The sequence below is a fragment of the Cellulophaga baltica genome (assembly GCF_900102165.1).
GTDB classification, from domain to species: Bacteria; Bacteroidota; Bacteroidia; order Flavobacteriales; family Flavobacteriaceae; genus Cellulophaga; species Cellulophaga baltica.
Map to the genome: position 1 here is coordinate 1 of NZ_FNBD01000001.1, position 12,252 is coordinate 12,252.

Sequence of the window (12,252 nt, forward strand, 5' to 3'; positions counted from 1 at the left end):
GAAATTGATGGAATTATTGGAAACGAAATTGTTGATGTAACTAATACTACATTAACTCGTACAGGAACCGGAGTTGTTGGTGATGAATTTACTGTAGCTGTAGCTACTGAAGGAATTACAGCAAATGAACTAGCTAACAATGCAGTTACCTCCATTAAAATAACTGATGGTGCGGTTTCTTCTAATAAAATTTTAGACGGTACTATTATCAACGCTGATGTAAGTCCAACCGCTAATATAGCCGGAACTAAAATTAATCCTGATTTCGGAGCCCAAAACGTTTCTACTACAGGAACATTAACCACAACAGGTACAGCAACTATTGGTGCAAATACTATTACCAATGTAGACGGTACCTCTGGACAAATATTAACCACTGATGGCGCAGGTGTTGCTACTTGGGAAGATCCTGCCACCAGTATACCCATGGGTACTGCAGGTTCTATCTTTTTCTCTGATGGAGCTAGTGGTTTAATAGAAAATAATACAGAGCTTTTTTGGGACAGTACAAACAATAGATTTGGTATTGGAACAAACACGGGCTTATTAAATAAACTTACTGTAGACGGATCAATCAGAACTTCTGGTTTAACCAACTCACCCGGAACTACAGGCCAACCTTCATACCGATTTTCAGATGATGCTAATACGGGAATGTGGCAAGGAGGCAATGTTGATTTTTTAAGATTTTCAACAGGTGGTGTTGAAGCCGTTACAATTGATCCAAGCCAAAACGTAGGTATCGGTACGGCGACTCCTAATGAAAGTTTACACGTTGCAAACAATATGCAGTTAGATGGCAGCTTTAAAGACAAAGATGGCGATACAGGAACTAACGGACAGGTATTAACCTCTACCGCTACAGGAACAGATTGGCAATCTGTGCCTACCATAGCCGCAATTGGAATGGTGAATTTTTTAGCAGATCCTAGTGCTTCCCCTATGAAATTAAAAGGTGCTACGGTAACGAAATCAGGAGTCGGAGAATATGTAGTTACATTTACAAATCCAAGACCAGATCCTTTATATAACATTCAATTATCTCTATTAGGATCACGTGCAGATGTCATTAGAATATTCGCCCCTACATTAGCAGATGCTCCTAATCTTACTCGATTTACTGTTCAAACATTTAAAATTCAAAATACGAATAACACACCTACATTGACAACTAGTACTGGAGGTTCAGATTCTCACACCCATGACATTACAATCGCTGAAAGTGAAACTAATTTGGTACCAGCGGATGCATCTTGGTATTTTACTGTAACAGACTTTTAATATGAAGTACCTACACTACGTTCTATTTTTATTTGTTGTTTTGGTCAGTAATGCACAAACCGCATTAAACCATACCGGTGGCATGCAATTGCATGATGGCGCCGAGGTGGGATTCCATACCAACTTTATTAATAATGCCCCCTTTGATCAAAACTTAGGTTTGGTAGGATTTTATGGACCACGTTTTTTAACCATCCGAGGCACAACGTCTCCTATTTTCTATGACTTTGAAATATTCGCTAATAATGGGGTTACTTTAGAAGTTCCCACCAATGCCACCAATAATGTAAATTTTGTTTCAGGAAACATTATAACGCAAAAATCATTAGAAGATATCTATTTTGGACTTTTAGATAATGCCATGCACAATGGTGAGAGCAATATGTCTAAAGTAAATGGATATGCTTTAATCACCAATCAACAAACGTATCAATTCCCTATTGGAGACGAGTTTCAATTGCGTCCATTAATTTTAAATAGCAATAGCGTAAACTTAACCGCAAAATGCGCCTACTTTTTTGAAAACCCTAATGCTCCTTTATCGTTCACACAAACTTTTGACACAGGTGATAAAGACCGACAATTAAGTTTAATCAATACACAAGAATTTTGGCGTTTAGAAAGTAGCGTCCCTTCTACCGTTACCATTTCTTGGAATAGTAGAAGTGCCATAAACACCTTAACAGAAGTTATTGAAAACCTATTGGTTGTAGGCTGGAACAAAGCTGAGCAAAAATGGGATATTCTAGGCAATACCGTAGTAAGTGGTGATAGTGAAAACGGAATTATTACTTCTGAAGAATTTCTACCAGACGACTATGAGATTATTACTATTGGTAGTTTATTGGTGCCGCAAGACCGTTTAACTCTTGATAATTTCTATTTATCCCCTAATGGCGATGGTATTAATGATGTATTAGTCATAGAAGAGTTAGAATTATCTAGTCAGAATGAATTAAAATTATATGATCGTAATGGTCTTCTAGTGTTTAGACAAGAAAATTACACCAATGAATTTGCTGGAATTTCTAATATAGATAATAATGTGATTCAAAGAGACGCAGGCTTACCTTCAGGCATCTACTTTTACATTGTAAAAATGTATGATCTAGGCTATGAATTTCAAGGCTTCTTATACTTAGCACAGCCTACTTATTAGAAATTTTAAATAAATACGAAGCTAATTTAGAAAATTTAACATATAAATTCTTACTGATTTTAAAGAATACTTAAAGCTTGGGAGTGCACTCTAATAAAGAGATTTAAAAATATATATAAGTTTAATCTTACGTGTGCTGTAATCTATATTCTCACACGCATACCGTGTATTTTCTAAGTTTCACAACAATTTGTTTGACTTAATGAGCTGTGGTTTCTAACTTTACGGAAACACACACCATTATTGCTATGAAAATCACATTCCCCCTAGCTGTACTGCTACTATCCATTGGCATGTCTTACGGCCAAGTAAAAGTAGGAGATAATATTAATAGTATAGACCCCAATTCTATTCTTGAATTAGAAAGCAATTCTAAAGTTTTAGTAGTTACTCGTATCACAAACACGCAGATGAACGCTATTACCCCTATCAATGGAGCGCTAGCTTACAACACAGATGAAGATTGCCTATATCAATACAGAAATAATACATGGACTAGTTTATGTGTTGATATTACTGGCGGCCAAACACTCACCACTATTACAGATAATAACGATGGCACGTTTACCTATACCAATGAAGCAGGTATTGACGTACTCGTAGAAAAAGCCAACTTAGTAGATAATAGTGACGGCACCTATACCTTCAGTAATAGCACTACTACACTTTTAATAGATACTGCTGCAGACAGCAATAGCTACAACAATAGTATTTCAGGAATCACCGCATCCAATGTGCAGGATGCTATTGACTTCATAAAAACAGAAACTGACAGTGCCATTGCAGCTTTGCAAAATGACATCAATACAAATACCACCAATTTCACCACCCTTTTGGATGCTAAAGAAGACACCGCCAACAAATCTACGGATGGTACTTTGGCAGATAATTCTGATGTAGACTTCCCTACGGAACAGGCCGTAAAGACCTATGTAGATGCGCAAGTGGGCGCTGTGAATCAGGATGATGATATCACTGCTGCTACTTTAGATGCTGCAACAAATATCTTAACCATTGAAGAAGGTACAGCAACTTCAATAGATGTCAACCTTTCAAGTTTAGAAGAATCAGCAGACATCACTGCAAATACCACTGCAATTTCCAATGAAGTAACTAGAGCTACCAATGCAGAAACAGCAAATGCAGATGACATTACAGATTTACAAACTGATAAAGAAGATACGGCTAACAAATCTACCGATATTACTTTATCTGATCCTACCAATGTTGAATTCCCGACAGAACTAGCAGTAAAAACATACGTAGACACCCAAGTAGATGCCGTAAACACACTAGCAGACGGCGCTATTTACCTAGGCGATGGGACCAACACAGCCCAAGAGGTAATTGTAAGTGGTGATGCTACTATTGACAATACAGGAATCATCACAATTTCTGATGATGTAGTAAACGCAACTAATTTAAATCCTGATGTTGCAGGAACAGGTCTTTCTCAAAATGCAACCACTGGAGCTCTCGAAGTTGATGCTTTAGAAGTAAGCGATGTTATTGCAGGAAACAGAATTGCTACTATAACTGAAACAAATGGAACCTCTGTAGAAATTGACGAAAGTATAACATCTCTCTCTGTGCAAGCAGGAGCCGAATCTACCTTACGTTTTACGAATGAAGCTGGTGGGTTTAATGATATCCCTAATATTGTTCGGAGTGTTAATGGCGTAACACCCGCTTCCAACGGTAATGTAGCCGTAATACTTTCGAGTACTTCTACAGGTATCGAATTAGACAGACCAGCAACCGCAGTAGATTCTGATATCTATATTGTATCGGGAGAAGTTGCTCCAAATGCAGACCGGAATGGCGTCGCATTTATTTATGATGATGTAAATGGTTGGCAAGAGGTTACAACTGATTTATCTACCAGTGATGCCCGTTATGTAAATGCTAATGGAGATGCTATGGTAGGACCCTTAGCAATGGGAAACTACAACATTACCAATCTAAGCGATCCTGCAAATGCGCAAGATGCAGCAACAAAAAATTATGTAGATACAGAACTATTAGCTATTGAACAAGATGATGATATTACCGCTGCCACTTTAGATGCTGCTACAAACATCTTAACTATTGAAGAAGGTACAGCTACTTCTATAGATGTGAACCTATCCAGCTTAGAAGAATCAGCAGACATCACCGCAAATACAACAGCGATTACCAACGAAGTCACTAGAGCTACGAATGCGGAAACTGCAAACGCAACCGCTATTAGTGATGAAGAAGCAAGAGCAATCTTGGCTGAAACCGCAAACGCAGATGACATTACAGATCTACAAACCGACAAAGAAGATACGGCCAACAAATCTACCGACGTCACTTTAGCTGATGCTACTAACGTATTGTTCCCAACAGAATTAGCTGTGAAAACATATGTAGACAATCAAATAGGTGCTGTCAATCAAGATGATGATATTACCGCAGCTACTTTAGATGCTGCAACAAACATCTTAACTATTGAAGAAGGTACAACCACTTCTATAGATGTGAACCTATCAAGTTTAGAAGAATCAGCAGACATCACCGCAAATACAACAGCGATTATCAATGAAGTTACCAGAGCAACGAACGCGGAAACTGCAAATGCAACCGCTATTAGTGATGAAGAAGCAAGAGCAATCTTAGCAGAAACTGCAAACGCCGATGACATTACAGATTTACAAACCGACAAAGAAGATACGGCCAACAAATCTACCGACGTCACTTTAGCAGATGCAACCAATGTATTGTTTCCAACAGAACTTGCTGTAAAAACGTATGTGGACAATCAAATAGGCGCTGTTAACCAAGATGATGATATTACCGCGGCCACTTTAGACGCTACCACTAACATCTTGACTATAGAAGAAGGAACAGCTACTTCTATTGATGTAAACCTTTCTGACTTAGATGACTCTGCTGCCATAGCAACTGAAACGGCAAGAGCAACAGCTGCCGAAACTGCAAACGCAACAGCTATCAGCGATGAAGAAATAAGAGCAACAGCCGCTGAAACTGCGAACGCCGATGACATTACAGATTTACAGGCAGACAAAGAAGACATGGCTAACAAATCAACAGATATTACTTTAGCAGATGCTACCAATGTATTGTTCCCAACAGAACTTGCTGTAAAAACGTATGTGGACAATCAAATAGGCGCTGTTAACCAAGATGATGATATTACCGCGGCCACTTTAGACGCAACCACCAACATCTTAACAATTGAAGAAGGTACAGCTACTTCTATTGATGTGAACCTTTCTGATTTAGATGACTCTGCTGCCATAGCAACTGAAACGGCAAGAGCAACAGCTGCCGAAACTGCAAACGCAACGGCAATTAGCGATGAAGAAATAAGAGCAACAGCTGCAGAAACGGCAAATGCAGGCGACATTACAGATTTACAAAACGATAAAGAAGACACGGCTAACAAATCAACAGATATTACTTTAGCAGATGCAACCAACGTATTGTTCCCAACAGAATTAGCTGTAAAAACCTATGTAGACAATCAATTTATTTTAATTAGACAAGACGACGACATTACATCAGCCGTTTTAAATAGTTCAAGTCAATTAACCATCTTTGAAGGGACTTCGGCGGTGACTGTTAATTTAGCAGCATTAGAAGAATCTGCTGCTATTGCAACAAATACCACCGCAATAACAAATGAAGAAATTAGAGCCACGGCAGCAGAAACAGCTAACACAGATGCCATTAGCGACGAGGAAACTAGAGCTACGGCAGCAGAAACAGCAAATGCCAGTGACATTACGACTTTAGAAACTGATAAAGAAGATACGGCTAACAAATCTACTGACGGTACATTAATTACCAATTCAGATACACTTTTTCCAACAGAACAAGCGGTTAAAACTTATGTAGACAATCAAATATCTACCATAAGTACCTTAAACAATGGCACTATATTTATGGGTGACGGGTCTAATACAGCTCAAGAAGTAACCGTAAATGGTGATGCAATACTGAGTAACACAGGTCTATTAACTATTCAAAATGATGTAATTACCGCTGCAAAAATAAACGCAGACGTTGCTGGAACGGGACTTTCCCAAAATGCAACTACAGGAGCGTTAGAAGTTGATGCTTTGAGTGTAACCAATGTAATTGCAGGAAATAGAATTGCCACAATTACAGAAACAAATGGTACTAGTGTTGAAATTGATGAAACCATAACCTCATTAAGTATAGCTCCTGGAGATGATAGTATTCTTCGTTTCACCAATGAAGCTGGTGGCTTTAATGATATCGCCAGTATGGTAAGAACAGTGAATGGCGTAGCCCCTGCTTCTAATGGTAATGTTGCTGTAATTTTATCAAGCACCAGTACAGGTCTAGAGACGAACATACCTACTACAGCCGTAGATTCTGATATTTATATTGTTTCTGGGGAAGTAGCTCCAAATGCAGATCGTAATGGTGTCGCTTTTATATTTGATGATATGACGGGATGGCAAGAAGTTACCACAGATTTATCATCAAACGATGCACGCTATGTAAATGCAAATGGCGATGCAATGGTAGGACCTTTAGCCATGGGGAATTTTAACATCACTAATTTAAATGATCCTACCAATGCTCAAGATGCAGCAACAAAAAACTATGTAGACAACTTATCTAGTGGCACAATATCCTCTACAGACATTACGGTAACAAATGGTGCAAACGCTACTTTTACCAACGTAAGCTTAGCTATTGCAGACAATACTATTACGACTGCAAAAATTGCTAATGGTGAAGTGACCACAGATGATTTAGCTACAGCTGCTGTAACAACTATTAATATTACAGATGCTAATGTAACCACCACCAAAATTGCACCAGGAAGTAACAATCAATCATTAATTACAGATAATACAGGTACTGTTACTTGGGTAGATGCAGATGCCTTAAACCATACAGGTACAGAAGGATCTTTATTTTTTGCCGCTGCATCAGGAGCCCCTGCGGAAGATAACAATCAACTCTTTTGGGATAGTAGCACTAATAGATTGGGAATTGGAACAAATACGCCAACCCATAAATTACAGGTAAGCGGACAAGTAAGGGCTACCTCATTTGCTAATGCTGATGGAACCGCTAATTCTCCATCGTATCGTTTTAATGATGATGCTAATACGGGTATGTTCAGAGCTGCCGCAGATCAATTAGGTTTCTCTACCGGGAGTATCGAAGCAATAAGAATTGATGCTTCTCAGAATGTAGGTATTGGAACTTCTACTCCAGACGAAAGTTTACATATCGCAAATAACATGCGATTAGATGGATCTTTTGAGGACAAGGATGGGGATGCGGGAACTGCCGGCCAAGTATTAAGTACTACGGCGACAGGAACGGACTGGATAGATCCTGCACCTGCTGCAACCGTAAGTACTGACGTAAACAACAGTGTTTCATTAGGGACAGATTCAGGAATATTTTACGAAAGTCCAATTAAAGCATTTGGTAAGATAGCTGCTAATGGTGCTATCTTAAAAGCAACAGCAGGGATCACGATAACGAAACTTACAGGAGTAGGACACTACCAAGTAAACCTTCCTGCCGGAACAACTTCAGACTCTAATTACATCATACAAATATCGCAACCAGGACGCGGAGGAGACGGCAATGATGATCCAGGAATTGCCTATACCAATCAAACTACAAATACCTTTGAAGTTATTATGGGTGATAATGATAACGGTGGAACAGATAGAGCAAGATTTGATTCTGAGTTTATGTTTACAATCTTAGACTTCTAAAAATAATACCATGATTATGAAACAAAACATAGTAGTATTTTTAGGTGGCTTGTTACTCGGTATTGCACCTAGTAACGCTCAGGAACAAACTCAAAATTTTGGAAGCTTAAAAATTCATGAAGAAGGAAGTTTAGGCTTTCATGACAATTTAATAAACAATGGATCTTTTGACGAAAATGCTGGCTTAGTCGGTTTTTACAATACAAGCGACCTTACCATTTCAGGAGCTTTTAGACCTATTTTTAAGGATGCCGAAATAGTCGTTACGGATCATTTAAATTTAGAAATCGGAGTCGGTATCTCAAACAATAGTAATTTTATTATTGGCAACATAGTTACACCAAGAAATCAATTAGCGATCACTTTAGATTATATAAATGATGCTTTTTATACTGGCGAGACAGATCTCACCAAAGTAGATGGCTATGCGGCATTGAGCAACAAACAAAATTTTCTATTCCCTACAGGAATTACAGATAAGTTACGCCCCATAGAATTAAGATCAAGTAGCGTAAATGCTCTGGCAAAAGCCGCCTATTTCTATGAAGACCCAAATGTACCTTCTACCTTTACCACAAGTTTTAATACAAATCAAAAAAGCGATATTTTATTGCGTATTAGTAGCTATGAATTTTGGGATTTAGATAGTGATATCCTTTCAAATGTTATCCTTACTTGGGATATAGACAGCTCTATTCCTAATATTGTTGACAGAATTGAAGACTTAAGAGTCGTAGGATGGGACAAAACCGATGGTATTTGGGTAGATTTAGGAAACACCAATCTTACAGGAGATTTTACATTAGGAAGCATTACTTCTGCCACATTTTTACCGAACGCGTATGAGGTGATCACTTTTGGTGAAAGCCTAAGTACAGAAAGTATCACCTTAGACAACTATATTCTTACGCCCAATGATGATGGCGTAAATGATTACCTAGTTATTGACGCCGTTGCCCTTTCTCCCAATAACAAAATAGAAATTTATAACCGATGGGGGCGCATCGTATATACCGTAGAAAATTACAAAAATCTATTTGACGGTACTGCTAATAACAAATTTACTATCAGTAAGGACAAAGGACTCCCTGATGGAATCTATTTCTATATTGTAAAATTATTTGATATTGAAGTTACGCACCAGGGATATCTTTACTTAAATAATTAATTTTAGGGTATTGAAATAAGAACTTGTATCTTTAATTTATCATTCCTAAAAGACAATAATGGATAAAAACACCGTTACTACTTTAGTATCTAAATTGATAACAGCAGAAGAGACTTATCCGGTACGCCATCCCGTTTTAAGAAAAGGGAGGCCTATTGCCACTTGTATATTAGCTGGTGATGAATTGTCAGATACATTTCATGTAGGCGGATTTTTAGAAGATAAGCTAGTAGCTGTTGCATCGTTTTACAATGCAAACCACGCAGATCATAATTTTACTGAGACTGCACAATTAAGAGGAATGGCGGTATTAGACGAATACCACGGTCATGGTTTCGGCAAGCAGTTATTACTATCCGGAGAAGAACTATTAAAGAAAAAAGAAAAAACTACCGTTTGGATGAATGCAAGAGTTTCGGCTGTTGGGTTCTACACCAATCTAGGATATCATAAAGTTGGTCCGATATTTGAAATACCCTTAGTAGGGGAACATTACGTAATGTTTAAAAAAATATAGAAATGCAGAGAAGATCATTTATAAAAAAAACAACAGCATCAGGCATTGCTTTAGCATTAGTGCCTTCCATTACGCTTGCTCAAGATATAGATGTAGAATATTCTATTTTAGAATTAATGGGCAAAAGTGATGTAAAACTGTACGGTAAAGGCATTAACTTAAGAAAAGAAGCTCATGACGCCTTTATAGAAATGAAAAGAGCTGCTTATACGGGCGGTATCGATTTAAAAATTGTCTCTAGCTACCGTAGTTTTGATCGCCAACAAGTAATTTTCGAAAACAAGTTTATCAAGTATACGGATGCCGGTATGGCGCCGCTTGACGCAATATCTAAAATTATAGAATATTCAACAATTCCAGGAACTAGCAGACACCATTGGGGTACAGACATTGATGTAATTGATGGTTACCAAAAAGTAAGCGGAGATGTTTTAGTCCCTTCAAAGTACGGCGAAGGACAGCCTTTTGCAGACTTTAAAAAGTGGATGGATGAAAATTCAGAGAAATTTGGTTTTTATTTGGTCTATACCGATGATAAAAAAAGAAGAGGATTTAAATATGAGCCTTGGCATTATAGCTACGCCCCTATTTCTATACCTATGTTAGAAACTTTCCGTAGTAAAAATTTACTCCAAATTTATAAAGATGAGGATTTTCTTGGAAGCGAACATTTCACTTCTGGGTTTCTAAGAACGTACATAACAGATAATGTCCTAGACATAAATTCTAAACTTCTTTAGCATTTACATAACTTATAATAATTACTAAAACACTAACCATGAAAAGAGGTAATTGGAAAATTAGAATATTCATAGGCTTAGCTATTGTAGCCTTTGCATTTATAAAAAAATGCAGCAATACAGAAGAGAATCCATATACGGGTAGAGAGCAACACATCACGATGACTTCCGATCAAGAAATTGCCATTGGATTACAAAGCGCACCGGGAATGGCGCAACAGCACGGTGGTCTATATCCTGATGAAAAATTACAAACCTTTGTCAAAAAAGTAGGAAACCGCTTGGTGAATAATAGTATTGCTAAAGACACCCCTTATCATTACGACTTTCACTTGCTTGCTGATGATCAAACCATAAACGCTTTTGCGTTACCTGGAGGACAATGTTTTATTACCTACGCCTTATTTTCACAATTAAATGAAGCACAACTTGCTGGTGTTATGGGGCATGAAATTGGTCATGTAATTGGCCGCCATTCTGCAGAACGTATTGCAGATTCTCAGACCTGGCAAACCGCAACAATGGGTGCAACAGTAGGTGCGGGAGATATGGGTAGTATTATGGGGAGTATTGGACAAAACACGTTACTAAAAAACGGAAGAAATGACGAACTAGAAAGTGATGAATTAGGAGTGCTTTTCATGATCAAAGCAGGTTATGACCCTTACGAAATGATAAAAGTAATGGAAATTCTAAAAGCTGCTGGAGGTCCAAACCGTGTTCCTGAATTTCAAAGTACACACCCTGATCCGGCTAATAGAATTGAAAAGATAAAAGCGGCTATTGAAAAATACCAAGAATAGGAATAGTGCATTTCATCTAATATATTTAAAGAACAACGCATTTGTGCAATATTTTATTAGCTTTGTAAAACCCAAACTTTTACACTACGCTTAATCCTTATAGCTTTGATTTATAAACATTTAAATGAAACTATATGGGTACACTATTACATTTCAGAAATGTTTACTTAGAAGCTTTTGAAAATTGTAGACCTATATTTATTGTAGTTTTACTGAAGATCTATTCATTATTCTCTGTATTAATGATCTCTATGGCCCTTTATGCATTTGCATATCGTGCAATAAACGGATTCAGATTTTAAAAAGCAGCTCTTTTACTTGAACACTAGAAGAAGTAAACTTAAAAAAAGCCCTCTAAAATTAGATTTTAGAGGGCTTTTTAATTTTCTCGAAATTAAGCTGTATGCTATTTCTTTTTCGAATGCGCTTCAATCACCTCTAAAGCATCGATAGCTCCAGATTGCTCTGCGTGTTTTTTAATACTTCTACCTCTGTCACATTTCACCGTGATATCTGCTCCGTTTTCAATAAGAACTTCTAAAATATCAGCACGATTGTAACGTGCTGCAAAAATAGCAGGGGTCATTCCTAATGATTTTTCGTTTACATCTTCCCCTAAAGAAATCATGCTTTTAACGGTTTGAATATCTCCCTTTAAAATAGCATTACAAAAAGAACTTAATCCTGTAATTTTTTTAATGTTAATAGTTGTCTCAGGAGAAGAATTTAAAATAGTTTCTGCTTTAGCGCTTGTACTAATTAATGTAAGACCTAGCACTGCAATTACGATTGATTTTTTCATGATGTTGATTTTTTGATATTGAT

Annotated in this window: 9 protein-coding genes; 8 read left to right on the forward strand and 1 reads right to left on the reverse strand. The window is 37.4% G+C overall.

Features of this window, described 5'->3' with window-relative positions; genetic code table 11:
• The 8 genes from BLQ19_RS21140 to BLQ19_RS21745 all read left to right on the forward strand — a co-directional run.
• Nucleotides 1-1,281, forward strand: a 1,281-nt coding sequence (locus tag BLQ19_RS21140) for a hypothetical protein (protein WP_175444384.1), incomplete at its 5' end; no start/stop codon positions are given.
• Nucleotide 1,282: 1 nt separating this feature from the next.
• Nucleotides 1,283-2,440 (forward strand): T9SS type B sorting domain-containing protein, encoded by a 1,158-nt coding sequence (locus tag BLQ19_RS00010; protein WP_074537021.1) that lies wholly within the window; start codon nt 1,283-1,285, stop codon nt 2,438-2,440.
• 248 nt (nt 2,441-2,688) lie between these two features.
• The gene (locus BLQ19_RS00015; protein ID WP_139150180.1) at nt 2,689-8,199 is read left to right on the forward strand and encodes a beta strand repeat-containing protein; all 5,511 of its coding nucleotides are present in this window, start codon (nt 2,689-2,691) and stop codon (nt 8,197-8,199) included.
• Between the two features lie 16 nt (nt 8,200-8,215).
• On the forward strand, nt 8,216-9,367 hold the full coding sequence (locus BLQ19_RS00020) for a T9SS type B sorting domain-containing protein (protein WP_074537351.1): 1,152 nt from the start codon (nt 8,216-8,218) through the stop codon (nt 9,365-9,367).
• Between the two features lie 58 nt (nt 9,368-9,425).
• Nucleotides 9,426-9,884 (forward strand): GNAT family N-acetyltransferase, encoded by a 459-nt coding sequence (locus tag BLQ19_RS00025; RefSeq protein WP_074537023.1) that lies wholly within the window; start codon nt 9,426-9,428, stop codon nt 9,882-9,884.
• A 2-nt stretch (nt 9,885-9,886) separates the two neighbouring features.
• Nucleotides 9,887-10,624 (forward strand): M15 family metallopeptidase, encoded by a 738-nt coding sequence (locus tag BLQ19_RS00030; protein ID WP_074537024.1) that lies wholly within the window; start codon nt 9,887-9,889, stop codon nt 10,622-10,624.
• Nucleotides 10,625-10,662: 38 nt separating this feature from the next.
• Nucleotides 10,663-11,427, forward strand: a complete 765-nt coding sequence (locus BLQ19_RS00035) for a M48 family metalloprotease (protein ID WP_074537025.1) — start codon at nt 10,663-10,665, stop codon at nt 11,425-11,427.
• Nucleotides 11,428-11,561: 134 nt separating this feature from the next.
• Nucleotides 11,562-11,729 carry a DUF6747 family protein gene (locus BLQ19_RS21745; RefSeq protein ID WP_306413732.1) on the forward strand — a complete coding sequence of 56 codons (168 nt, stop codon included), beginning with the start codon at nt 11,562-11,564 and terminating at the stop codon, nt 11,727-11,729.
• 104 nt (nt 11,730-11,833) lie between these two features.
• Here BLQ19_RS21745 and BLQ19_RS00040 read toward each other — a convergent pair whose 3' ends face one another.
• Complete coding sequence (locus tag BLQ19_RS00040) at nt 11,834-12,229, reverse strand: ankyrin repeat domain-containing protein (RefSeq protein ID WP_074537026.1); 396 nt, start codon at nt 12,227-12,229, stop codon at nt 11,834-11,836.
• Nucleotides 12,230-12,252: the final 23 nt, after the last annotated feature.

Coding starts and splice junctions, on each gene's coding strand:
- BLQ19_RS00010 (WP_074537021.1), top strand. CDS start 1,283: ATGAAGTACCTACACTACGTTCTATTTTTATTTGTTGTTTTGGTCAGT.
- BLQ19_RS00015 (WP_139150180.1), top strand. CDS start 2,689: ATGAAAATCACATTCCCCCTAGCTGTACTGCTACTATCCATTGGCATG.
- BLQ19_RS00020 (WP_074537351.1), top strand. CDS start 8,216: ATGAAACAAAACATAGTAGTATTTTTAGGTGGCTTGTTACTCGGTATT.
- BLQ19_RS00025 (WP_074537023.1), top strand. CDS start 9,426: ATGGATAAAAACACCGTTACTACTTTAGTATCTAAATTGATAACAGCA.
- BLQ19_RS00030 (WP_074537024.1), top strand. CDS start 9,887: ATGCAGAGAAGATCATTTATAAAAAAAACAACAGCATCAGGCATTGCT.
- BLQ19_RS00035 (WP_074537025.1), top strand. CDS start 10,663: ATGAAAAGAGGTAATTGGAAAATTAGAATATTCATAGGCTTAGCTATT.
- BLQ19_RS21745 (WP_306413732.1), top strand. CDS start 11,562: ATGGGTACACTATTACATTTCAGAAATGTTTACTTAGAAGCTTTTGAA.
- BLQ19_RS00040 (WP_074537026.1), bottom strand. CDS start 12,229: ATGAAAAAATCAATCGTAATTGCAGTGCTAGGTCTTACATTAATTAGT.